Raw genomic sequence first — 21,921 nt, 5'->3', positions numbered from 1 at the left:
ACCGCCGCTCCCCTTGCCGGGAAGCGGCGGTCTCGTTTTCTGCAGGCGGTCGCTTGGGCGCCTTAGCCGAAGTAGTTCAGGCCCAGCGCGGCATTGACTTCCGACATGGTCTGCGCGGCCACGGCACTGGCGCGCTCGGTACCACGCTTGAGGATGGCCAGCACTTCGCCACGGTCCTTGGCGAACTCTTCGCGACGGGTGCGGATGGGCTCCAGCAATTCCTGCAGGATGCCTTCCAGGCGACGCTTGACCACGCTGTCGCCCAGACCACCCCGGGTATAGTGGGCCTTCAGCTCGGCCACGGCATCGCGGTCGGGGTCGAAGGCATCCAGGAAGGTGAACACCACATTGCCCTCGACCTGGCCCGGATCGTCCACGCGCAGGTGATTGGGGTCGGTGTACATGCGGTGCACGGCCTGCTTGATCTCGGCCGGCGTCGCGCCCAGGGCGATGGAATTGCCCAGCGACTTGCTCATCTTGGCCTTGCCGTCGATGCCGGGCAGGCGGCCGGTTTCGGAAAGCACTTCCTTGCATTCAACCAGCACTTCACGATCGACGGTGGCGTTGAATTTGCGCACCAGTTCGTTGGTCTGCTCGATCATCGGCAACTGGTCGCTGCCCACCGGCACCAGTTGCCCCTTGAAGGCGGTGATGTCCGCCGCCTGGCTGACCGGATAGGTCAGGAAACCGGCCGGGATATCGCGCTCGAAGCCGCGCAGGCGGATCTCTTCCTTGATCGTGGGATTGCGCTCCAGGCGCGACACCGTCACCAGGTTCAGCAACACCATCGACAGTTCGTAAAGCTCGCGCACCTGGGACTGGATGAAGATGGTCGATTTCTCGGGATCGATGCCCACGGCCAGGTAGTCCAGCGCCACCTCCAGCACGTTGTCGGTGACTTTCTGGTGGCGACCGACATTGTCGGTCATGGCCTGCGTGTCGGCCAGCAGCAGGAACTGGCGCGAAGTCTGCTGCAGCGCTACGCGCGATTTGAGGGAACCGATGTAGTGCCCCAGGTGCAGCGGACCGGTGGGACGGTCGCCGGTGAGGACCACGGGCAAGGTGGAAGCGGAGGTCGTGCTGGAAGCGGAACTAGTGGCGTTCGAAGACATGGTCATTCCTGATCGTTAATCTGTCTGGAATGCCGCCGGTCCGAAGCTGAAAAAAACATGCCGCCGGAACCGGCGGCATCACATGGTCAAGCTGTGTGAAAACGGGCCGCCTGGGTCAGGCGCGCCACCAATGCTGGGTTTTCGCAAGTTGGGTTCGGAAAAGCATGGCGGCGAGTATAGCACTGGCCGGCCGCCATGTTGCGTTGCATAAGAAAAAACCGCATCCGGGGATGCGGTTTGTTTTCTTCACCATCTGCGTTCTCAATATGCACCCGGCGGCGGGCCGTAATACGTCGGCGGCGGACCATAGTAGCCCGGAGGCGGCGGCGGAGCGTAGTAGTAGCGCGGGTGGTAGGTATAGACGGTGGTGGTCTGGACCGGCTGCTGCACCTGGTTTCCCTTGCTGTACATGCACTGGGTATAGGTCATGTCATAGCGCTGCTGCATGGAATAATTGCCGCCCGCAGCCGCGTTGCTGCCTGCTGCGCTGCCCACCAGCAGGCCACCACCGGCACCGATGGCCGCCCCGGCACCGGCATTGCCGGAAGCCGCGCCGATCAGTGCGCCGGCCACCGCACCTACGGCGGTACCGACCGCGGCGCTGTTGGCCGCATTGTTCTGGGTCTGCGCCGCCTGCCCGCCGATGGCGTCCTGGGCGTACTGCTGGCATTGCTGCTGGTCGGCACGGAATTGCTCGTAACTCTTGTCCTTGCCCGGCATCGCCATCACTGACGGTCCAGTCGGCACGCTGACGCAACCACCGAGCGCCAGCATGGCGCCGACGGCGGTGACGGTAGCGGCGGTCTTGTAGATGGGTTTCACGTTGATTCCTTTATCTGTGAAGGTATTGCTTTAGCGCAGAGCATCTGAGAACGGCCTGCGCGACCCGGTCGCCAGACTATTGCGGCGGGGGACCGCCGGGAACGGCGGGGGTATTGGGAACAACCTTCATCCAGGGACTGGGGCAGTTCTGGACATAGGGGTAATACGCCTTGGATTCCGCGCAGTAGTACCAGTAATCCTGGCGCGGCGGCTCCACGTAGACCGGTGCCGGCACCCGTTCCACATAGACCGGAGGCGGGTAGTAGACCGGCGGCGGCACCCAGATCGGCCCGCCGATCACCACGCCGCCATAGAAGCGCCCATGTGCATACACCGACGCGCTAGCCACCAGGCCGGCCACCGCCAGCACGCCGCAGACGCCGATTGCCGCTATTTTCTTCATGTTATTGCCTTTGGGAGTGTCTCTGAATGTCTGGAATTCATCGCCGATGACATCGCTGCCGCTTTCCCCGATCACCCGAAACTCCTTGTCGGGCGGGGCTTGCAGACGCATCTGGCGCATGAAAGCAATATACGCCGGGGCTGGTCTTAAATCTTGAGATGTTTCAATTCGTAACCCTAATCAATATTGATATACATGGGGTTGAAAAGGCTTTGCAATCCGTTGGAAGCCCTGGTTTCCAGGTGACAAGATGTCAGCAGACGGCCGCACATGGGAAGACGATTAAGGTAATAAATACGCCAGTCACCGCAGTAAAACTTCGAGCCGGGCGGACTTCTTTGCCGCCGAAAGACTTGGGCACTACCCCGCTCTCATAAGATCTGCCGATTTCCGAGCCATCCTCCTCCGAGGTTTCCGACAGGCCAACCATCAATCGACGTCCGGCGCGAAGAAATCTTCCTGAATTTCCCCCTTTGAGTAGCGAGGATCGGCTACCGAAATTCCACTGGGTGAAGAAGATACTGTTGAGCTGAGTGCAACGTGAAAAAACTATTCCATTTCCTTGCTCCAGCCTTGGTGCTGGGCATCGCCTTGTCCACACATGCCAAGGAGGAAGAAAGCTTCAAGCTTGTCGGTATGAAAACGAATGCCGATTACGTGATGAGCGTTGACATCAGGGTCGGCAGCAGTATAAGAAGGCTCAGGCTTCCGACGCCCGGCGCCTATCGTCATTCATTTTCTATTGCAGGTTCAAAATGGGGGGATCAAGCGATACTCGCTCTGAGCTTGGACGAACGCGGGAGAATACCCGCCGTTGCCTACTACGACGTTAGTCAGGGCAACGGCTGCCTGGTAGGGAAATATGGTCGGCTGGACTTCGATGAAAAAACACGGCTGCTGATTGAAGTGACTTATTCGAGCGCGAGCGAACAAATCATCAATCGCTATTCCTACAGGACCTGCAAACTCCGGTTGCACGATCAGCTTCTCGATAGAGCCCTCGATGTCGACTCCGCCCAGGTGGTGAGGCGGTCTGTCACCCGACTCAAAGGCCCAGGGCGTGACCTGCCAGCGTGCGAATACGAGGTGCGAGACGGCAAAAGCGTCAATGACGAGCCTTGCTTCAGTTTCTAGTGCGTCAGCATACATACTTGGCCATTTCTTCAGCGACTAGCCAGACATATCCCGGTTAGTCCACATTCGACGCCCTGCAAAGACGAAGGAGGGCAGAAGCTTCGCTCTGCCCTCCTTGCCAACTTCTCGCTTCAGCCATATTTGGCTGTATTTCGTCTTATCCCAGTCTCAACCCGGCCGGGTCATCTGCTCCGGCTTGATCCACTCCACAAACTGCTCTTCAGTGACATAGCCCAGGGCCAGCGCGGCCTGCTTCAGGGTTGTGCCGTCGTGATGCGCCTGCTTGGCGATCTTGGCGGCCTTGTCGTAGCCGATGTGCGGTGCCAGGGCGGTCACCAGCATGAGCGACTTTTCCATCAGTTCGCCGATGCGGCTGCGGTTGGCCTCGATGCCGCGGGCGCAGTGCTCCTCGAAACTGGCCATGCCGTCGGCCAGCAGGCGCACGCTCTGCAGGAAGTTATGGATGATCACCGGTTTGAAGACGTTGAGCTCGAAGTTACCGCTGGCGCCACCGATGTTCAAGGCAACATCGTTGCCGAAGACCTGGGCGCAGAGCATGGTCATGGCCTCGCACTGGGTCGGATTGACCTTGCCCGGCATGATGGAACTACCCGGTTCATTCTCGGGGATGGTGATCTCGCCCAGGCCCGAACGCGGGCCGGAAGCCAGCCAGCGCACGTCGTTGGCAATCTTCATCATCGCCGCGGCCAGCGTCTTCAGGCCGCCATGCGAGGCCACCAGGGCATCATGGCCGGCCAGTGCGGCGAACTTGTTGGGCGCGGTCTTGAAGGGGAAGCCGAAGAACCTGGCCAGCTCGGCTGCCACGCGCTCGCCGAATTCGGGGTGGGCATTCAGGCCCGTGCCGACCGCCGTGCCGCCGGCGGCCAATTCGGAGATGGCATTGAGGGTAGCGATGACGGCCGACTCCGCATGTTCCAGCTGGGCCACGTAGCCGGAGAACTCCTGGCCCAGGGTCAGCGGTGTGGCATCCTGCAGGTGGGTGCGGCCGATCTTGACGATGTCGGCGAACTGGGTGGATTTCTCCGCCAGGGTGCCGCGCAGCTTGTGCAGCGAGGGAATCAGGTGGGTCGCCACGGCCATGCAGGCGGCCACGTGCATGGCGGTCGGGAAGATGTCGTTGGAGGACTGGCCGCGATTGACGTCGTCATTGGGGTGGATCAGGCGATCTTCGCCACGTACGCCACCCAAAAGCTCGGAGGCGCGGTTGGCCAGCACCTCGTTCATGTTCATGTTGCTCTGGGTGCCGGAGCCGGTCTGCCAGACCGACAGCGGGAATTCCAGCGGATGCTTGCCGGCGATCACTTCATCAGCGGCAGCGATGATGGCCTCGGCCTTCTTGCCGTCCAGCTTGCCCAGGTCGCGATTGACGCTGGCACAGGCGCGCTTGACGGCAGCCAGTGCCACGATCAGCTCGGCTGGCATGCGCTCGGTGGAAATGTGGAAGTGGTGCAGCGAACGTTCGGTCTGCGCGCCCCACAGGCGGTCGGCCGGGACTTCGATCAGGCCAAAGGTGTCGCGCTCCATGCGGTGGTTCATGATGCTTCTTCTCCGTGATTAGGCGGCCGCGTGCGGCCAGGTGATCCCGCTGGCTCTGGCTGATGTGTCCGGCTGAGCGCGGGAAGTGAAGACGGGTAGTAGTGTAACTGCTGGCGGGACCGCCTGCAGGGGCGGCATGAAGCTGGCGGGGTATTGCCCGGGCGATACAAACCGCCCGGCGGGGATGACAAGGCTCAGGGCGCCTTGTTTTCCTTGGGAGGGTCAGGCAGGACACAGGCTTCGATCACCTGCAGGTCGTTGTCCTTGGCGAAGTTGACCACGAAGTGATACGCCAGCGGTTCCAGCTCGCGCAGGGCTTCGTTGACCACCACCGAGCGCACGCCGTCGATGTGGGTCGGCAAGACGTAGGGAGAATACTTCAGGTGTGCGTTGCGCCCGCCACTGCCCTCCGGACGGAAACACGACATCACGCCGCACAGGCGCTCCGCCCAGTCGCTGGGGCGGAACTGCCGGCCATCCGAGGTCTTGCCCAGGATGATGAATTCTTTGGCCGGTGCGTTTGCGGGTTTGATGGGATCAGCCATACGTGCAGTTCTTCTATAGCGCTTGCAACCGAATGCCCCGGTCCTGGTGAGACCCGAGCCCTGGATTCCGCGGTGCCTGCGCGACTTGTCGCGGGGGTGCCTGCGGTGTTGAGTATTATATCTTATAGAAGACTTGGCTTCTACCGGTCTCCTCGCCTCCAGCCATTCTGCCTTGCCTGGCCCTGCGCGTCGCTCGTTCCTGGTCCGGGCTGAGCTGCTGCCGGGCGGGATGCGATCTTGGTGATGTGAATCCGGAAGTATACCGGGTTGGAGGGAATCGCGTTCCCCAAAAAAACGAAGCGGGCCACCGCCCGCTCGTCTCAATTCGAAAGAACTAGCCCATCCAGACCGCGACTGACAGCAGCAGCAACAGGAACATCCACAGCAACAAGGCACGCCAGACCAGGCCCACCGTGCTCTGCAGGGTGCGCGGGGATGGTGTGTCGCCGGGCAGGCCGTCGGTCTCCTCGGGCATGGAATCGACCGTGGCCGCATCAACCGGTAGGATGATGCCGGCAGCGGCCTGGTTTTCGGTGCCGAAGCGCACGCCCATGGCGCCACCACCGGCGGCCAGGATGATACCGGCGGCCTCGTCCTCCCAGCGGTTGGCGAAGTTGCGCCAGGCGTAGATGGCATCCTCGAAGTTACCCACCACGGCAAAGGCTGAGGCGGTCAGGCGTGCTGGAATCCAGTCGATCCAGTAGAACGCCTGGGCAGCGAAACGGCCGAAGGCCTCGAACTTCATGTGATCGGGCTCGTTCCAGGCGCGTGAGAGGTATTCGGCGACGCGATACATCACCGCCAGTGCCGGGCCGACAGGCATCAGGAACCAGAAGAACACGCCAAACACATGGCGATGCGTGGTGATCAGGGCGCGCTCGGAGGCGATGCGCGAAATCTCGCTGACGTCCATGCCGGCGGTATCCAGCTTGGTCCATTCAGCCAGCAGGGTGCGGGCAGTCATCTCGTCGCCCGTGTTCAGGGCCAGCTGGATGGAAGTGAAGTAATGACTGTAATGACGGAAGCCCAGCGTCATGTAGACCACCAGCACGTTCCAGGCGAACGCCGCCACCAGGCTCACATGCAGCAGCAACCAGTACACCAGCGCCACCGGCACGGTCAGCGCACCGACCATCACCACCCAGCCCAGTCGGCCGTGATGAACGTGGCCGGCGTTGAACCAGCCCTCTATCGTGGCCGCGAAAGACTTGATGGATGCATAAACCGGATTGTCTGCACGCAGTGGTTTGAGTTGTTCGATTAACAGCGCAAAGAGAATGGATAGAAATGTCATCAAGCAGCCTTAGGTGTCTCTGTAGCCCGTACGATAGCGCAGTGCAAGATGGGAATCAAACAATTGATTTGTTGACGAGAATCAAGCTCGCAATGTCATCAATATTTACGTGTTTGAACATCAACAACGACTTTGCGTATCTTATTCGATACAGAGTGGCAACCAAAGGCAGTGGACAGTTCAGCTACGCAGGAAGTGGAAGAGATTACGCAGCATGCCTGCCGTCGCGCCCCAGATGAAATAACGGTCGTAGGGCATCGTATAGAAGCTGCGGCGCCCGACCGGCGCGGGCAGTTCCACCGAACGGCGCTGATGGTTCACGCCATCCATGAGGAAGGCCAGCGGCACCTCGAAGATTTCCGCCACTTCACGGGGATCGCCGACTGCTTCGAACGGTGGCTGGATCAGCCCGGCCACGGGGGTGACGCGATAGCCGGTGCCGGTGAAGTAATCCGGCAGGGAGCCGATGACTTCGACGTACTGGCGGGCCAGGCCGATTTCTTCCTCGGTTTCGCGCAAGGCGGTCTCGATGGCCGAGCCGTCATAGTCTTCGCGACGACCGCCGGGGAAGCTGATCTGGCCTGCATGATCCTTCAGGTCAGCGGTGCGGCGCGTGAAGAGTACCGTCATCCCCTCTTCCCGCAGCACGATTGGAATCAACACCGAAGCCAGTCGGAAGCGGCCCTTGGTCTCGGCCATGCGTGCCAGCTGGTCGCCGCTGTGCTCGGGTTCCCAGCGCGGCGGTGTAGCAAAGCGCTGGCGCAGCCAGTCGGCGTTCAGGCGCGCCGCTTCCAGGGCGCTTTCGCCGGCGACGGCATCCACCGGCAGGTTGACGGGATCGAAACTGGCCACGATGTGCTCGCTTGATCTGAGATCTGTTAATCGGAATTCAACGAAGAATGCAATGCAACTGACGGAAACGAAAAAGGGGTGTCGCGAGACACCCCTTTTCCTGACGCATCAACATGCAACCGATTACTCGGCAGCAGCAGCCTTTGCAGCGCGGCTGGGCAGCTTTTCCTTGATACGTGCCGACTTGCCCGAACGTTCGCGCAGGTAGTACAGCTTGGCGCGACGCACGTCGCCACGACGCTTGACTTCGATCGAAGCGATCAGCGGCGAGTACAGCTGGAAGGTACGCTCAACGCCTTCACCGGACGAAATCTTGCGCACGATGAAGTTGGAATTCAGACCACGGTTGCGGCGGGCGATGACCACGCCTTCGTAGGCCTGGGCGCGCTTGCGGGTGCCTTCAACCACGTTGACGCTGACAATCACGGTGTCGCCGGGGGCGAAGTCGGGAATGTTCTTGGCGAGACGCGCGATCTCTTCTTGCTCGAGTTGCTGGATCAGATCCATTTTTTGCTCCTGTAACCATCTTGCCGGCGCCGTTGCCCGAAGGCTGATTGTGTAGCCCGGTAGAGGATGGGGTTTCAAACGCAGCGGCCAGGCCGCTGCACGGTGCGGGTCCATCGCTGGACCTGCGGTACTGCTGGTACGACTTCGATTTGGCGACCTGCATGCCGCGATACTGACTACGGCTGTGGCAGGCTGCTCAGAAACTTTTCATCGGTCTTGCTCAACAGGCCCTGTTCCCTGGCCCTGACGATCAGATCGGGGCGCTTGGTCAAGGTGGCTTCCAGCGCACGCTGCCGACGCCATTTCTGGATCTCGGCATGGTGACCACCCAACAGGACGGCGGGCACCGGCTCACCTTCATAGACTTCCGGACGCGTGTAATGCGGCGAATCCAGCAGCCCGTTGACGAAGCTGTCTTCCACGGCCGAGGCGCTATCGTTGAGCGCACCCGGCAATAACCGGATCACTGCATCCATCAGCGCCATGGCGGGCAGTTCGCCGCCGGAAAGCACGAAATCACCGATGCTGATTTCCTCGTCCACGCACTTGTCGAGCAGGCGCTGGTCGATGGCTTCATAGCGGCCGCACAGCAGCACGGCCCCACTGTCCTGCGACAGACGCACCACCCGTTCATGGGTCAGCGGCGCGCCTTGCGGCGACAGGTAGATCACCCTTGGCTTGTCCAGGCCCAGCGTTTGCTGGCGTGCCTGGGCAGCCTCGATGGCGGCCTGCAGGGGCTTGGCCAGCATCACCATGCCGGGACCACCCCCATAGGGACGGTCATCCACGGTGCGATGGTTGTCGGTGGTGAATTCACGCGGATTCCACAGCGACAAGCCCCAGCGCTTCTGCTCCAGCGCCCGGCGGGTAATGCCGGATTGCGTCAGCGCGGCAAACATTTCGGGAAACAGAGTGACGACATCAAACTGCATCACGCCTCCATTTCCAGGTAACTCTCGACATCAAGCAGGGCGGAAAAGAAAAACTGACCTGGGCGGTCAGTAGTTCTCCAACATTCAGTAGTCCTTGCCCCAGTCGACGACAATCTTCTTGTCCTTCGGCAGTACCGTCTTGACGAACTGGTCGACGAAGGGGATCAGCATCTCAGGCGCAGCCACGGATTTTTCCCTGGCGCCCTTCCTGGGCTTTGCTTCGACAGCGTCTTCAGGCTCGACCACAGTTTCCTGTGTCGGAGCCGTCACCTTCAGGATGGGATGAGCGCCGTTGTCCATCATGTCGGACACTACGCCCAGCTGTTCACCCTGGAGATTTTCCACCGCCGAGCCGATCAGATCGACCCAGTAGAATTCATTGTCATCCAGCACCGGGAAGTGCTTGCGGGAGATGGAGACCACCGTTCCCTTCATCGCTTCGGCCGCATTGCGGTCGGCTACCCCGGTCAGGCGCGCGACGATATCGCCGCTATGCCCCTTGGACTGCATGACATCGACGTCCTGCTTGGGCTGGCCGGGTTTCTCCAGCCACCAGGTCTTGGCATTGAGCAAGGCATCCGCTTCCGAAGAATACGGACGCACGCGAATCCAGCCCTGGATTCCGTAGGCTCCTGTCACATGGCCGACGGTCACGAGATCGTCGGGTGCGGAGAAACCCGCCTGGGCTGGATAAGTCATGAGTACGCCAGACCTGTTCTTCACACTTGCGCCACGACAGGTCGCAGCGCCGGATCAGACAGGAAAAACTTGATCAGGCAGCAGCCTTGGTACCAGCTTGGGCAACCAGGCGAGCAACGGTCGGCGACAGTTGTGCGCCAACGCCTTGCCAGTGAGCCAGGCGGTCAGCAGCGATACGCACTGCTTCTTCCTTGCCCGAAGCGACCGGGTTGTAGAAGCCGATGCGCTCGATGAAACGGCCATCGCGACGATTGCGCGAGTCGGTTGCAACGATGTTGTAGAAGGGGCGCTTCTTGGCGCCGCCACGAGCTAAACGAATAACGACCATAATGGTTCCAGTAAGAATACGGACACGGAAAAGCCGCAGATTATAACGGACTTCCCCACCCTCGGGCAAGCTGCTTGGTGCTTTTGTGCAGTTGACCAACGCAGAAACACCCCAAATCGCCCCAAAAAGCAGCAAATCTGATGCCAAATGACATCAGATCAGCGGCCACATCGGCCACGGCAGGCCTTCTGGGCTATCCCGCAGGCAAGCCCCCTGCACCAGCGCCTCGGCTATACTGCGCCGACAGCTTGACAACAACATTGCCGGGAGCTTCATGCGCCACGGCAACAACCAGAACAAAGAGACAACCGGCATGCCTTCTGCACCCCGCCACAAGAACAAGACCCTGACGACCTTCCTGGCCACCGTGACCGGCAGCATCGGCCTGCATCGCTTCTATCTGTACGGCGGACGAGACCGCTTCGGCTGGCTGCACATCCTGGCCATCCCGCTGTCGCTGGGCCTGATGGCGGCGCAACCGGAAGCTCCCCGTCTCTTCACCGCCCTGCCCTTGGTGCTCTCCGCGCTGATCGCCTGCCTGGAAGCGCTGGTGATCGGTCTCACGCCTGACGAGAAATGGGATGCCCGGCACAATGCCGGCAGTGGCAAGACCTCGGAATCACACTGGATACTGGCGGTGATCCTGGTACTCACCGTCGGCCTGGGTGCGATGGGCGTGATCGCCCTGCTGGCGCGCAGCTTTGACCTGCTCTTCACCGGCGGCGCCTTCGGCTGAAGGCCCACGCAAACTCCCCAGAAAGACACAAGCCCGGAAAACCGCCAGAGCGGCCTTCCGGGCTGACAGGATCAAGACCGGGTCAGAACTGGTCTTCGTCCAGCGCCATGACCGCCTGGCCACCCTCGACGATGGTCGTGCGATAGGCCAGCGCCTGCGGCAGAATCTGCTCGGCATAGAAACGCGCCGTGGCCAGCTTGGCCTCGTAGAACTTGCTGTCACCCTCGCCGGACTTGAGCCTGGAGGCCGATACTGCTGCGGCGCGCGCCATCTGCCAGCCGCCCAGCACCACGCCGGCCATCTTCAGGTAAGGCACGCTGCCGGCGAAGACCGCCTTGATGTCGCCCTTGACGTTGCCCACCACATAATCGACCACCTGCTCCAGCGCATCGGCAGCCTCGGCCAGGCGCGTGGCGATGGGCTGCAATTGCGCATCGCCCTGCAACTCGGACACGGTCTGACGCACCTGACCCAGGATGCCCTTGGCCACTGCACCACCATCGCGGGTGGTCTTGCGGCCGACCAGGTCATTGGCCTGGATGGCCGTGGTGCCTTCGTAGATGGGCAGGATGCGGGCATCGCGGTAATACTGCGCAGCGCCGGTCTCTTCGATGAAGCCCATGCCGCCATGCACCTGCACGCCGGTCGAGGTGACATCGATGGACAGCTCGGTGATCCAGCCCTTGACGATGGGCACCAGGTATTCATAGAAAGCCTGATTGGCCTTGCGGGTGGCCTCGTCGTCACTGAAGTGCGCCGCATCCGAGGTGGCCGCGGCCACGTAGGCCAGCGCACGCGCCGCCTCGATCTGGGCGCGCATGGACATGAGCATGCGGCGCACGTCCGGCTGGCGGATGATGGCCACCGGCCCCGGCGAGCCTGCCAGGTCGCGAGACTGCACGCGGTCGCGGGCGTAGGCCACCGCCTGTTGATAGGCACGCTCCGACACCGACAGACCCTGGATGCCCACGGCGAAGCGCGCCGCGTTCATCATGATGAACATGTATTCCAGGCCGCGATTCTCTTCACCCACCAGCGTGCCGATGGCGCCACCATGGTCGCCGAACTGCAGCACGGCCGTCGGGCTGGCCTTGATGCCCAGCTTGTGTTCGATGGACACGCAATGCACGTCGTTGCGCTCACCCAGCGAGCCATCGGCATTGACCAGGAACTTGGGCACGATGAACAGCGAAATGCCCTTCACGCCTTCAGGCGCATTGGGGGTACGGGCCAGCACCAGATGGACGATGTTCTCGGCCATGTCGTGCTCACCGTAGGTGATGAAGATCTTGGTGCCGAAGAGCTTGTAGGTGCCATCCCCCTCCGGCACGGCACGGGTACGCACCAGCGCCAGGTCGGAGCCGGCCTGCGGCTCGGTCAGGTTCATGGTGCCGGTCCACTTGCCGGAGATGAAGTTGGCGATGAAGGTTTCCTTCTGCTGCTGGGTACCGGCCGTCATCAGCGCCTCGATGGTGCCGTCGGTCAACAGCGGGCACAGCGCGAAGGACAGGTTGGCCGAGTTCAGCATCTCGATGCAGGGCGTGGCCAGCAGCTTGGGCAAGCCTTGCCCGCCGAATTCCACCGGGTGCTGCACACCTTGCCAGCCGGCCTCGCCGAACTGCCGGAAGGCTTCCTTGAAGCCGGGGCTGGTGGTCACCTTGCCATCGGCCCAGGAACTGGGTTGCTTGTCGGCAGAATGATTCAGTGGCGCGACCACCTCGCTGCAGAACCTGGCGTTTTCTTCCAGGATGGCCTCGGCCGTTTCCGGCGTGGCATCTTCGCAGCCAGGCAGTGCATTGACGGCAGCCAGGCCGGCCAGTTCGTTCATGACGAACAACATATCCTTCACGGGCGCGGTGTAACTCATCTCCAACCTCCAATAGGGAACGCTCTGGCGGCATTCCTTGCTTGCATGAAAACACCCCGGCGAAAGCCGGGGCGAAAACTACGGTACGGGGCGATCAACCGAGCTGCTTGACCAGCTCCGGCACGACCTCGAAGAGGTCACCCACCAGGCCGTAATCGGCCACCGAGAAGATCGGCGCTTCCTCGTCCTTGTTGATGGCGACGATGACCTTGGAATCCTTCATCCCGGCCAGATGCTGGATGGCGCCGGAGATACCGACGGCGATGTACAGCTGCGGCGCCACGATCTTGCCGGTCTGGCCAACCTGCCAGTCATTGGGCACGTAACCTGCATCGACGGCTGCGCGGGAGGCGCCCATGGCGGCGTTCAACTTGTCGGCCAGCGGCTCCAGGATCTTGAAGCTTTCCGACGAGCCCATGCCACGACCACCGGAGACGATGATCTTGGCGGCCGTCAGTTCCGGACGATCCGACTTGGCGACTTCACGGCCGACGAAGCTGGACTTGCCCGAATCGGCCACCGCCGCAATGCTCTCCACGGCGGCCGAGCCACCCTGTGCAGCCGGATCGAAACCGGTGGTACGCACGGTGATGACCTTGATCGGGTCGATCGACTGCACGGTCGCGATGGCGTTGCCGGCGTAGATGGGACGCTCGAAGGTATCGGCCGACTCCACCTTGGTGATGTCGGAAATCTGGCCCACGTCCAGGCGGGCGGCCACGCGCGGCAGGATGTTCTTGCCGTAGGCGGTGGCGGGCGCCAGGATGTGGCTGTAGTCCTTGGCAATGGCCAGGACCTGTTCGGCCACGTTCTCGGCCAGGCCATCGGCGAATTGCGCGCCATCGGCCAACAGAACCTTGGCCACACCGGCGACTTGCGCAGCGGCGTCGGCCACGGCCTTGGCATTGGAACCGGCCACCAGCACGTGGACGTCACCACCGGCCTGCACGGCGGCGGTGATGGTGTTGAGGGTGCTGCCCTTGAGGCTGGCGTTGTCGTGTTCAGCAATAACGAGTGCGGTCATGATCAGATCACCTTGGCTTCATTTTTCAGTTTGGCGACCAGGGTCGCGACATCCGGCACCTTCACGCCGGCGCTGCGCTTGGCCGGCTCGGTGACCTTGAGCGTCTTCACGCGCGGGGTGACGTCCACGCCCAGTTCCTCGGGCTTGACGGTGTCCAGCTGCTTCTTCTTGGCCTTCATGATGTTGGGCAGCGTCACATAACGCGGCTCGTTCAGGCGCAGGTCGGTGGTGATGATGGCCGGCAGGGTCAGGGCCAGGGTTTCCAGGCCGCCGTCCACTTCGCGGGTCACGCTGACCTTGCCGTCTTCCAGCACGACCTTGGAGGCGAAGGTGGCTTGCGGCCATCCCAGCAGGGCTGCCAGCATCTGGCCGGTCTGGTTGCAGTCATCGTCGATGGCCTGCTTGCCCAGGATGATCAGCTGCGGCTGTTCCTTCTCGGCCAGCGCCTTGAGGATCTTGGCCACGGCCAGCGGTTGCAGTTCCACATCGGCACCGACTTCAGCCAGGATGCCGCGATCGGCGCCAATGGCCATGGCGGTGCGCAGGGTTTCCTGGCACTGGGTCACGCCGGCCGAGACGGCGATCACCTCGGTGACCTTGCCGCCTTCTTTCAGGCGGACGGCTTCTTCCACCGCGATTTCGTCAAACGGGTTCATCGACATCTTGACGTTGGCGATATCGACGCCGCTGCCGTCACTCTTGACGCGCACCTTGACGTTGTAATCCACGACGCGCTTGACTGGTACTAATACTTTCATCGCATGGCCCTTGCAAAAAGAAATTGACGTAAACGTAAACTTCCGCAGGATTATAAAAGCAAAACGAACTGCCTACCGTTTTTTAGCACGATCGTTCTTTTTAATGTTCGCAGCATACACCAAAGATTCACGTGAACGGAAGAGGAAATGCTTCGCAAGTGAAAAAAACTTCATGCAGCGGAATCGCCCGGGCTGTGCCTGCGGGCAATATCCGTGGGGATCAGACTGCCAGGTGGGGAACCGGTTCGCCGCGCAGGCCGGCAATCAGGTTGGTGACGGCCAGTTCGGCCATGGCCAGGCGGGTTTCGTGGGTGGCCGAACCGATGTGGGGCAAGGCCACCACGTTCGACAATGTCAGCAGGGGCGACTCGACCGGCAGTGGCTCGACCTCGAACACATCCAGGCCGGCGCCGTAGATGGTCTTGTCCTGCAGCGCCCGGATCAGCGCGGCCTCATCGACGATACGGCCTCGCGAGGCATTGATGAAGATGGCACTGCGCTTCATCATCCCGAATTCGCGCGCGCCGATCATGCGCTCGGTGGCGGGCGTCAACGGCAGCATCAGGCAGACGAAGTCGGCCTGCGCCAGTAGCTCTTCCTTGCTGACATAGCGCGCATCGAGTTCGCGCTCGGCCTCGGGATTGGGGCGGGTATTGTGATACAGGATGGGCATGCCGAAACCATGATGCGCCCGGCGCGCCACCGCGCTGCCGATGCGTCCCATGCCGATCAGGCCCAGGGTCTTGCCGTGCACGTTCACGCCGAACTGGGCCTCGCCGATACTGCCCTTCCACTGACCGGCCTTGACGTACCCGGCCAGCTCCACCACCCGGCGGGCGGTAGACAGGATCAGGGCAAAGATGGTGTCGGCGGTCGCCTCGGTCAGCACGCCCGGCGTATGCGCCAGCATCAGGCCGCGCTGGCGGAAATACTCCAGGTCGAAATTGTCCACCCCGACCGAGATGGTGGAGGCGATCTTCAACTCCGGCGCCCCCTCCAGCATGGCATTGGTGATCGGCAGGCTGGCCCCGATCATGCCGTGCGCGGTCTTGAGCGCGGCGATGAAGTCGGCGCGATTGGCCTCGGTGACGCGGTCGAACCAGCTCACGTCAAACTCCGACTGCAGGCGCTGCGCCAACGCTTCGGGCAATTTCTTGTAGACCACTACACGCTGCTTCATCGTATTTCCTGTTTGTTGAATCTTGGCCCGGGGGGAAACTAGGCCGAAGCCGCCTCCAGCTCGGCCCGTGTCGGCAGGCCTTCCATATCGCCCACCACCTGGATGGCGAAGGCACCGATGCGGTTGCCCCGCATCACTGCCTGCTCCACCGGCAAGCCTTCCAGCATGCCGCTGATCACGCCCACGGCAAAGCCGTCACCGGCGCCCACGGTATCGACCACTTCCTTGACCGCGACGCCGGCCACCCTGCCCTCGCCCTGCGCATTGCGCCAGTAGGCGCCTTCTGCACCGAGCTTGATGACCACCATCTGCACGCCGCGCTCCAGATAGAAGGCGGCGATATCGCGCGCCTCGCTGTGGCCGGTCAGAATCCGGCCCTCGGCCAGGCCCGGCAACACCCAGTCAGCCTTGAAGGCCAGCGCATTCAACTGCTGGGCCATCACTTCCTGCGAAGACCACAGCATGGGCCGCAGGTTGGGGTCGAAGGAAATCGTCTTGCTCTGGCTGCGCATGAAATCCATCGCATGATGGGCAAACGCCATGGTCGTGGCCGACAGGGCCGGTGCAATGCCGGTGGCATGCAAGTGCCGCGCCGCGCCGAAGTAGTTGGCATCGAAATCGGCCAGCGACAGATGACTGGCCGCCGAGCCCTTGCGGTAATACTCGATGGCCGGATCGGCCCCATCCACGGCCTTGGCCTTCAACTGGATGGCGGTACGGAATTCACTGTCGGTCAGCACACGGCTGACATCCACGCCCTCCTGGGCCACCCGCTGGCGGATGAAGCGCCCGAAGGCATCATTGCCCACCCGGCTGGCCCAGCCCACCTTCAGGCCCAGGCGCGCCAGCCCGATGGCCACATTGGTCTCGGCCCCGGCCAGGCGGCGCGTGTATCTTTCCACTTCCTCGAAGGGGCCGACCTCATCGGCCACCAGCAGTGCCAGGGCTTCACCCCAGGTCACCACATCCAGTTGCATCGTCATTGTTGTTGTCCTCAGACTGCCGCCAGCATGGCGACATGGCGGCGCGTGGTCTCTTCCAGATCGCTGCCCACCAGGGGGAATTCGATGGCCCGCAGGATGCCCGTGGGGAAATGCGCCAGCATGGCCTGCCAGTGGCTGTCCTGTGCCTTCAGCGGCACCGCCTTGAGCTTGCCGCGATCCTCCTGCACGCCCTTGCAATGCACGTAACGCACGTGCGGCGCCAGCGAGCGCGCGGCGGTCTCGGGATCGACACCCTGCCAGCGCCAGTTACCCATGTCGAACGTCATGCCGAAGGCATAGCCATTGCCGGTGCACAGCGCCAGGAAGCTGACGATGGGCTCCAGCCGGCCACCTTGCGGGGTCTGGTCGTTTTCCAGCAGGACTTCGATGGGGGCATGCGAGAGGAAGCGCAACAGCGACTGCAGATCGCTGCCCGCCGAGAAATGCCCCAGCGACACCTTCAGGAAACGCGCCCCCACCTCTTCGGCCTCGGCCATCGCCTGGGTCATCTGTTCATGCTCAAAACGGCCATCGGCGCCGAACAGCTCCAGCGGCGCCGAATACACCGCGAACAGCTTGTGCTGCGCCAGCAGCTCACGCAGCGCCGTCAGGTCCTGCGGACCATCGAAGAGCTCGCGTCGTATCTCCAGGCCTGCCGCCCCGGCCGCCGCCACCATCGGCACCAGATCGGCATGGCCGACCCGTCGTACCAGGTCGGCGCCATAGGCCGAAGCAGCGACCAGGACCGGGCTCACTTGATGGCTCCCGCACCGATGAACTGCTTGGCCTCCGGCGTCTGCGGATCGGCGAAGAACTCCTTGGAAGGGCGCGCCTCCCACACCTTGCCCTGGTGCATGAAGACCGTCAGGTCCGCCACCCGGCGCGCAAACTCCATCTCGTGGGTCACCAGCAGCATGGTCATGCCGCCACGGGCCAGCTCTTCCATCACCTTCAGCACTTCGGCCGTCAGTTCCGGGTCCAGCGCCGAGGTCACCTCGTCGAACAGCATCACCTGCGGCTCCATGGCCAGCGAGCGGGCAATCGCCACGCGTTGCTGCTGACCACCCGAAAGCTGCTCGGGATAGGCATCACGCTTGTGGTCCAGGCCGACCTGCTTCAAGACCTTGATGGCAGTCTCGCGGGCAGTCTCGGTGGCGGTCTTCTTCACGATGCGGGGTGACAACATGATGTTCTCCTCCACGGTCAGGTGCGGGAAGAGATTGTAATGCTGGAACACCATGCCCACATCCTTGCGCAGCTCGATCAGGTGTTCGTGCTTGTTGGTGAGCTTGTGGCCGGCCACGGTGATGCTGCCGCCGTCGATGGTCTCCAGGCCGTTGATGCAACGCAGCATGGTGCTCTTGCCGGACCCGGAACGGCCGATGATGGCCACCACCTGGCCGCGCTCGACCGACAGCGAAATGCCGTTCAACACCTGGTTGCTGCCGAAGCGCTTGGTGATGTTGTCAATTTCAACGATGGGCATGTAATTTCCTCTCTAAGGCAAAGCTGAAGCGCGACAGCGGATAGCAGAAAACGAAGTAGATACCGGCCACGATGGGGAAGACCAGGAAGGGCTGGAAGGTCGCATTGCTGACCAGCTTGCCGGCCTGGGCCAGTTCCACCAGACCGATGATGGAGGCGATCGAAGTGTTCTTGACGATCTGCACCAGGAAGCCCACGGTGGGCGGCAGCGAAATGCGCACCGCCTGCGGCAGGATCACGTAGCGCAACTGCTGCCAGCGGGTCATCGCCAGCGCGGTCGAGGCTTCCCACTGCTGCACCGGCACGGCCTCGATACAACCACGCCAGATCTCACCCAGGTAGGCGCTGGAGTAGATCGTCATGGCGATGGTGGCCGCCACCATCGGCGGCAGCTTGTAACCGAAGATCGCCAGCCCGTAGAAGGACAGGAACAGGATGATCAGCACCGGCGTGCCCTGGATGATCTGGATGTAGACCGTCGAGAGCACCCGCAGCGCGCCGATATGGGAAGTGCGCATCAGCGCCACGATGAAGCCGGCGATGCCACCGCCCACGAAGGCCAGCACCGACAGCAACAGCGTCCACTGCGCCGCTTCCAGCAGGAAGATGAAGTTATCAAGGGAAAATTCGGCGAGCATTACATTCTCCTCGGACGCGCCACGCCCAGACGGCGACGGCGTTTGAAGACCACCAGGCCGATCAGCCAGAAGGCCAGTCGGAACAGCAATGCCAGCAGGATGTAGAGCACCATCACCACCAGATAGATCTCGAAGCTGCGGAAGGTCTCGGCGTCCAGCAGGTTGGCCGTGGCCGTGAGTTCTTCCGCCGAAATCGCCGAGACGATACTGGAGGCCAGCATCATCAGCGTGAACTGGCTGGCCAGGGCCGGATAGACCTTTTCCAGCGCGGGCGTTAGCACCACGTGGCGGATCACCTGCCCGCGCGTCATGGCCAGCGCCTGCGCCGCCTCAATCTGCGAGGGATGGATGGCCATCATGCCGGCCCGTACGATCTCGGTCGAATAGGCCCCGAGGTTGACCGTCATCGCCACCAGCGCGGCGATGTTGGCATCGACCTGCACCCCGATCGAAGGCAGGCCGAAGAAGATGATGAACAGCTGCACCAGGAAAGGCGTGCTGCGGATCAGTTCCACATAGGACGTGACCGCAAAGCGCGCCGGCGCGCTGCCGTGGATGGAAATGATGGCGCCGAAGATACCCACCGCCAAACCGCAGATCATCGACAGCGCGCTCAAGCGTATGGTGAGCAGCGCGCCAACCAGCAACTGATCAAGATGCTGGAAGATGAACGCGAACTGAAAATCGTAATGCATCGTGTGCTCCTCCCACAAACCCGCGCCGGCCGTTCCTTCCCGACCGGCGCGTGATCTGTTCTACCCAGGCTGCACCGCAGGGCCAGGCCTTGCGTGCAGCCGCTTCTGCCAGACCGGTTCCGTCAAATGCGACGCAACCGGTACCAGCCATCAGAACACTGGCAGGTTCGGCAGCGGGCCGGACCACTTGCGCGAGATCGCATCCAGTTCGCCATTGAGCTTGACGTAGTAGATGAAGTTGTTGAGCCACTGCTGCAGCTCGTAGGAACCCTTGCGCACGGTCATCGAGTTCGGTTGCACCGAGTACGGGAACTTGACTTCGATCTTGCCCTGGCCACGCGACTTCACGATTTCATTGGCCATGGTGTTGGGAATCGAGATCGCATCGACCTGGTTCGACAGCAGGGCCTGGGTCACGGTGGAGTCATCCTCGAAACGCACCAGCACGGTACCCGGAGGCGCCAGGCGGGTCAGCGCGGTGTCGTTGGTCGAACCACGCGAGACACCCACCTTCTTCTTCACCAGGTCGTCCAGCTTCTTGTAGTTGGAACCGACCGGGCCAACGATGGACAGCTCGAAACCGCTGTAGGGGATCGTGAACAGCACCGACTTGGCACGCTCAGGCGTGGGCGCCAGGGTCGCGGCCAGCATGTCGACCTTGCCAGACTCCAGCGCCGGGATACGGGCCGGTGGCACCAGCGGCACGATTTCCACCGGCAGACCCAGGTACTTGCCGATCAGGTTGGCCACGTCCACGTCGTAGCCGATGGGTACGCCCTTGGCATCGACCGAACCGAACGGCGGCGTGCCGCTCACCACACCGATGGTGATCTTGCCCTTCTTGGTCAGCTCGGCGATGCTCTGCGCGCTGGCGCTGGCGGCACCGGCGACCGCGCAGGCGGCTGCCAGCGTCAGTGCAACGAATTTGGCGTTGAAAATCTTCTTGATGCTCATGTAGGTCTCCTCGATAGTTGCCGTGGTGACGGCAGTCCGTTTGGCTCGGAACTCCTCCCGCTGGTCGCCGGATGAATTCTTGTGCCCCTCTTTATTGCCTGTGCCTGCTTTGATCCCGCGATCAGGTCTGTAACCCGGCCAGGCCGGGCTTGCTGCTGTTGACGAACCCCGACGGCATCTGATCCTCCGTCCTGTTTTAAGGTCTTACCAGTAGCCTGTATTTCCTCGACTGCCGGTGGTACCGGTTCCAGACGCACGCTAGGCTGTGGCGTACTGGAGGGTGTTCGTCGTGTGGATTTTTTCGCTGATGCCTGCCACCCGGGCGCGCTCTGGATGCTCGGCCACGCTGGCCGACGACCCGCGATGGATCAGTCGCCCATCCAGCAGGAGTTCCATGCGCACCGAACGCTCGCCCTGAATGCGTACCAGCAGGCGCTCGATGGCGGTAAAGCCGATTTCGTAAGTCGGTTGTTCGATGGTACTGATGCCGCTGCCGACCAACGGCGACCAGGCCAGTTCATCGAAGCACAACAGCCCCAGATCATCGGGGAAGCGCAGCTTCATGCTCTGCAAGGCCAGCGCGATCTGCAGCGACACCATGCCGTTGCCGGCCAGGATCGCCACCCGCCCCTGGCTGCCGGCCGCCGCACGCCGCAGGAAGAATTCGCGCAGCACCGTGGCCACATGACCGGGCTGGTCCACATCCACTTCCAGCGTCTCACCGTGGCAATCGGGCCGCTCCGACATCGCCTGCAGGAAGCCGGCCTGCCGTCCCTGGCGCGAACTGACGCCATACAGCGGCTGCACCACCAGCGCGATATCGGTATAGCCCTGCGCCAGCAGGTGGCGCGTGCCAAGTTGCGCGGCCTTCACGTTGTCCAGGCCCACCAGGTCGAAGTCACACCCTTCCACATGGCGATCCAGCAGCACCACCGGAAAGGCCGCCTGCCCCAGCTCCCGCAGCGGCGTCACATTGCGCCCCTGCGTATTGAACAGCAGGCCTTCCACGCTGTAGGAATGCAGCGCCGCCAGCGATTGCTTCTCGCGTGCCTCGTCATTACCGGTATTGCACAGCATGAGCGTGTAGCCGTGCTTCTGGCAGGCCGCCTCGGCACCATGCAGCACCGCCACCGAATAGGGATTGAGGATATCGGCCACCAGCATGCCGATGAGCCGCGTCCGTCCGCCTTTGAGACCACGCGCCATCTGGCTGGGCTGATAGCCCAGGCGCGCAATGGTCTTGCCGATCTGGTCGCGCAGGCGCACCGACAGCGCGTCGAACTCGCCGCCCAGGTAACGCGATACGCTGGTCTTGGACACCCCGGCCTCCCGCGCAACCTGTGCGATGGTGACCCGGTCGGTGCCGGTCTTGATGCTTTGTCTCACTGTTGCCCGCCAAATCGTTGTACTGCGTGG

Annotated in this window: 24 protein-coding genes; 2 read left to right on the top strand and 22 right to left on the bottom strand. The window is 62.3% G+C overall.

Annotated features, from left to right (window positions below):
* Window positions 1–62: 62 nt before the first annotated feature.
* The 3 genes from trpS to BTM36_RS21860 all read right to left on the bottom strand — a co-directional run bounded on the left by trpS (window position 63) and on the right by BTM36_RS21860 (window position 2,337).
* Window positions 63–1,112 (bottom strand): tryptophan--tRNA ligase, encoded by a 1,050-nt coding sequence (trpS, locus tag BTM36_RS21870; protein ID WP_077237899.1) that lies wholly within the window; start codon window positions 1,110–1,112, stop codon window positions 63–65.
* A 261-nt stretch (window positions 1,113–1,373) separates the two neighbouring features.
* Window positions 1,374–1,934 carry a glycine zipper family protein gene (locus BTM36_RS21865; RefSeq protein ID WP_006462416.1) on the bottom strand — a complete coding sequence of 187 codons (561 nt, stop codon included), beginning with the start codon at window positions 1,932–1,934 and terminating at the stop codon, window positions 1,374–1,376.
* Window positions 1,935–2,010: 76 nt separating this feature from the next.
* Window positions 2,011–2,337, bottom strand: a complete 327-nt coding sequence (locus tag BTM36_RS21860) for a hypothetical protein (protein ID WP_077237976.1) — start codon at window positions 2,335–2,337, stop codon at window positions 2,011–2,013.
* A 540-nt stretch (window positions 2,338–2,877) separates the two neighbouring features.
* On the opposite strand from BTM36_RS21860, the gene BTM36_RS28000 reads away from it, so the two are divergent.
* On the top strand, window positions 2,878–3,471 hold the full coding sequence (locus BTM36_RS28000; protein ID WP_139347229.1) for a hypothetical protein: 594 nt from the start codon (window positions 2,878–2,880) through the stop codon (window positions 3,469–3,471).
* Window positions 3,472–3,639: 168 nt separating this feature from the next.
* Here the strand turns inward: BTM36_RS28000 and fumC are convergent, their stop codons facing one another.
* The 8 genes from fumC to rpsP all read right to left on the bottom strand — a co-directional run bounded on the left by fumC (window position 3,640) and on the right by rpsP (window position 10,185).
* Window positions 3,640–5,028, bottom strand: coding sequence for a class II fumarate hydratase (fumC, locus tag BTM36_RS21845; RefSeq protein ID WP_077237896.1), 1,389 nt, complete (start codon window positions 5,026–5,028; stop codon window positions 3,640–3,642).
* Window positions 5,029–5,222: 194 nt separating this feature from the next.
* Entirely contained in the window at window positions 5,223–5,573 is a 351-nt protein-coding gene (locus BTM36_RS21840) for a DUF3579 domain-containing protein (protein WP_006462412.1), read from the bottom strand.
* Between the two features lie 334 nt (window positions 5,574–5,907).
* The gene (locus BTM36_RS21835) at window positions 5,908–6,867 is read right to left on the bottom strand and encodes a CobD/CbiB family protein (RefSeq protein WP_006462410.1); all 960 of its coding nucleotides are present in this window, start codon (window positions 6,865–6,867) and stop codon (window positions 5,908–5,910) included.
* Between the two features lie 180 nt (window positions 6,868–7,047).
* Entirely contained in the window at window positions 7,048–7,719 is a 672-nt protein-coding gene (locus tag BTM36_RS21830) for a CoA pyrophosphatase (RefSeq protein ID WP_006462409.1), read from the bottom strand.
* 123 nt (window positions 7,720–7,842) lie between these two features.
* Window positions 7,843–8,226, bottom strand: a complete 384-nt coding sequence (gene rplS / locus BTM36_RS21825) for a 50S ribosomal protein L19 (RefSeq protein WP_006462408.1) — start codon at window positions 8,224–8,226, stop codon at window positions 7,843–7,845.
* Window positions 8,227–8,402: 176 nt separating this feature from the next.
* Window positions 8,403–9,158, bottom strand: a complete 756-nt coding sequence (gene trmD / locus BTM36_RS21820; RefSeq protein WP_077237895.1) for a tRNA (guanosine(37)-N1)-methyltransferase TrmD — start codon at window positions 9,156–9,158, stop codon at window positions 8,403–8,405.
* 84 nt (window positions 9,159–9,242) lie between these two features.
* Window positions 9,243–9,857 (bottom strand): ribosome maturation factor RimM, encoded by a 615-nt coding sequence (gene rimM, locus BTM36_RS21815; RefSeq protein WP_077237894.1) that lies wholly within the window; start codon window positions 9,855–9,857, stop codon window positions 9,243–9,245.
* Window positions 9,858–9,930: 73 nt separating this feature from the next.
* The gene (rpsP, locus tag BTM36_RS21810; RefSeq protein ID WP_006462405.1) at window positions 9,931–10,185 is read right to left on the bottom strand and encodes a 30S ribosomal protein S16; all 255 of its coding nucleotides are present in this window, start codon (window positions 10,183–10,185) and stop codon (window positions 9,931–9,933) included.
* A 313-nt stretch (window positions 10,186–10,498) separates the two neighbouring features.
* Between rpsP and BTM36_RS21805 the strand changes: the two genes are divergently transcribed.
* Window positions 10,499–10,921 carry a TM2 domain-containing protein gene (locus BTM36_RS21805; protein ID WP_077237975.1) on the top strand — a complete coding sequence of 141 codons (423 nt, stop codon included), beginning with the start codon at window positions 10,499–10,501 and terminating at the stop codon, window positions 10,919–10,921.
* Between the two features lie 82 nt (window positions 10,922–11,003).
* On the opposite strand, the gene BTM36_RS21800 is transcribed toward BTM36_RS21805, so the two are convergent.
* From BTM36_RS21800 to BTM36_RS21750, 11 genes are all read right to left on the bottom strand, one after another.
* A complete protein-coding gene (locus BTM36_RS21800; protein WP_077237893.1) occupies window positions 11,004–12,788 on the bottom strand; it encodes an acyl-CoA dehydrogenase in 1,785 nt (594 codons plus the stop codon).
* A 94-nt stretch (window positions 12,789–12,882) separates the two neighbouring features.
* Window positions 12,883–13,812: an electron transfer flavoprotein subunit alpha/FixB family protein gene (locus BTM36_RS21795; protein ID WP_006462402.1), complete on the bottom strand. Its 930-nt coding sequence runs from the start codon at window positions 13,810–13,812 to the stop codon at window positions 12,883–12,885.
* A gap of 2 nt (window positions 13,813–13,814) precedes the next feature.
* Window positions 13,815–14,570, bottom strand: a complete 756-nt coding sequence (locus BTM36_RS21790) for an electron transfer flavoprotein subunit beta/FixA family protein (protein WP_006462401.1) — start codon at window positions 14,568–14,570, stop codon at window positions 13,815–13,817.
* A 220-nt stretch (window positions 14,571–14,790) separates the two neighbouring features.
* Window positions 14,791–15,750 carry a D-glycerate dehydrogenase gene (locus tag BTM36_RS21785; protein ID WP_006462400.1) on the bottom strand — a complete coding sequence of 320 codons (960 nt, stop codon included), beginning with the start codon at window positions 15,748–15,750 and terminating at the stop codon, window positions 14,791–14,793.
* A gap of 38 nt (window positions 15,751–15,788) precedes the next feature.
* Window positions 15,789–16,733 (bottom strand): sugar kinase, encoded by a 945-nt coding sequence (locus BTM36_RS21780; RefSeq protein WP_077237892.1) that lies wholly within the window; start codon window positions 16,731–16,733, stop codon window positions 15,789–15,791.
* A gap of 11 nt (window positions 16,734–16,744) precedes the next feature.
* The gene (locus BTM36_RS21775; protein WP_077237891.1) at window positions 16,745–17,488 is read right to left on the bottom strand and encodes a sugar phosphate isomerase/epimerase; all 744 of its coding nucleotides are present in this window, start codon (window positions 17,486–17,488) and stop codon (window positions 16,745–16,747) included.
* Window positions 17,485–18,219 carry an amino acid ABC transporter ATP-binding protein gene (locus tag BTM36_RS21770; RefSeq protein ID WP_006462397.1) on the bottom strand — a complete coding sequence of 245 codons (735 nt, stop codon included), beginning with the start codon at window positions 18,217–18,219 and terminating at the stop codon, window positions 17,485–17,487. Before BTM36_RS21770 ends, BTM36_RS21775 begins: the two co-directional genes overlap by 4 nt.
* Complete coding sequence (locus BTM36_RS21765) at window positions 18,206–18,856, bottom strand: amino acid ABC transporter permease (RefSeq protein ID WP_006462396.1); 651 nt, start codon at window positions 18,854–18,856, stop codon at window positions 18,206–18,208. The genes BTM36_RS21770 and BTM36_RS21765 overlap by 14 nt, the downstream gene beginning before the upstream one ends.
* Entirely contained in the window at window positions 18,856–19,551 is a 696-nt protein-coding gene (locus BTM36_RS21760) for an amino acid ABC transporter permease (protein ID WP_006462395.1), read from the bottom strand. The genes BTM36_RS21765 and BTM36_RS21760 overlap by 1 nt, the downstream gene beginning before the upstream one ends.
* A gap of 150 nt (window positions 19,552–19,701) precedes the next feature.
* Window positions 19,702–20,505 (bottom strand): transporter substrate-binding domain-containing protein, encoded by an 804-nt coding sequence (locus tag BTM36_RS21755; RefSeq protein WP_006462394.1) that lies wholly within the window; start codon window positions 20,503–20,505, stop codon window positions 19,702–19,704.
* 258 nt (window positions 20,506–20,763) lie between these two features.
* A complete protein-coding gene (locus BTM36_RS21750) occupies window positions 20,764–21,891 on the bottom strand; it encodes a LacI family DNA-binding transcriptional regulator (protein ID WP_006462393.1) in 1,128 nt (375 codons plus the stop codon).
* Between the last annotated feature and the right edge of the window lie 30 nt (window positions 21,892–21,921).

Source organism: Herbaspirillum sp. VT-16-41 (assembly GCF_001994935.1).
GTDB classification, from domain to species: Bacteria; Pseudomonadota; Gammaproteobacteria; order Burkholderiales; family Burkholderiaceae_D; genus Herbaspirillum; species Herbaspirillum frisingense.
The sequence above is the reverse complement of the archived record's forward strand: the minus strand, read 5'-3'. Positions and strand labels throughout refer to the sequence as shown.

Bases quoted from the DNA above. Each gene is read 5' to 3' on its own strand.
- BTM36_RS21765 (WP_006462396.1), bottom strand. From the start codon at position 18,856: ATGCTCGCCGAATTTTCCCTTGATAACTTCATCTTCCTGCTGGAAGCG.
- BTM36_RS21840 (WP_006462412.1), bottom strand. From the start codon at position 5,573: ATGGCTGATCCCATCAAACCCGCAAACGCACCGGCCAAAGAATTCATC.
- rplS (WP_006462408.1), bottom strand. From the start codon at position 8,226: ATGGATCTGATCCAGCAACTCGAGCAAGAAGAGATCGCGCGTCTCGCC.
- BTM36_RS21800 (WP_077237893.1), bottom strand. From the start codon at position 12,788: ATGAGTTACACCGCGCCCGTGAAGGATATGTTGTTCGTCATGAACGAA.
- rpsP (WP_006462405.1), bottom strand. From the start codon at position 10,185: ATGGTCGTTATTCGTTTAGCTCGTGGCGGCGCCAAGAAGCGCCCCTTC.
- BTM36_RS21790 (WP_006462401.1), bottom strand. From the start codon at position 14,570: ATGAAAGTATTAGTACCAGTCAAGCGCGTCGTGGATTACAACGTCAAG.
- BTM36_RS21755 (WP_006462394.1), bottom strand. From the start codon at position 20,505: ATGAGCATCAAGAAGATTTTCAACGCCAAATTCGTTGCACTGACGCTG.
- fumC (WP_077237896.1), bottom strand. From the start codon at position 5,028: ATGAACCACCGCATGGAGCGCGACACCTTTGGCCTGATCGAAGTCCCG.
- BTM36_RS21770 (WP_006462397.1), bottom strand. From the start codon at position 18,219: ATGCCCATCGTTGAAATTGACAACATCACCAAGCGCTTCGGCAGCAAC.
- trpS (WP_077237899.1), bottom strand. From the start codon at position 1,112: ATGTCTTCGAACGCCACTAGTTCCGCTTCCAGCACGACCTCCGCTTCC.
- BTM36_RS21785 (WP_006462400.1), bottom strand. From the start codon at position 15,750: ATGAAGCAGCGTGTAGTGGTCTACAAGAAATTGCCCGAAGCGTTGGCG.
- BTM36_RS21760 (WP_006462395.1), bottom strand. From the start codon at position 19,551: ATGCATTACGATTTTCAGTTCGCGTTCATCTTCCAGCATCTTGATCAG.
- BTM36_RS21805 (WP_077237975.1), top strand. From the start codon at position 10,499: ATGCCTTCTGCACCCCGCCACAAGAACAAGACCCTGACGACCTTCCTG.
- BTM36_RS21795 (WP_006462402.1), bottom strand. From the start codon at position 13,812: ATGACCGCACTCGTTATTGCTGAACACGACAACGCCAGCCTCAAGGGC.
- BTM36_RS21835 (WP_006462410.1), bottom strand. From the start codon at position 6,867: ATGACATTTCTATCCATTCTCTTTGCGCTGTTAATCGAACAACTCAAA.
- BTM36_RS21860 (WP_077237976.1), bottom strand. From the start codon at position 2,337: ATGAAGAAAATAGCGGCAATCGGCGTCTGCGGCGTGCTGGCGGTGGCC.
- rimM (WP_077237894.1), bottom strand. From the start codon at position 9,857: ATGACTTATCCAGCCCAGGCGGGTTTCTCCGCACCCGACGATCTCGTG.
- BTM36_RS21780 (WP_077237892.1), bottom strand. From the start codon at position 16,733: ATGACGATGCAACTGGATGTGGTGACCTGGGGTGAAGCCCTGGCACTG.
- trmD (WP_077237895.1), bottom strand. From the start codon at position 9,158: ATGCAGTTTGATGTCGTCACTCTGTTTCCCGAAATGTTTGCCGCGCTG.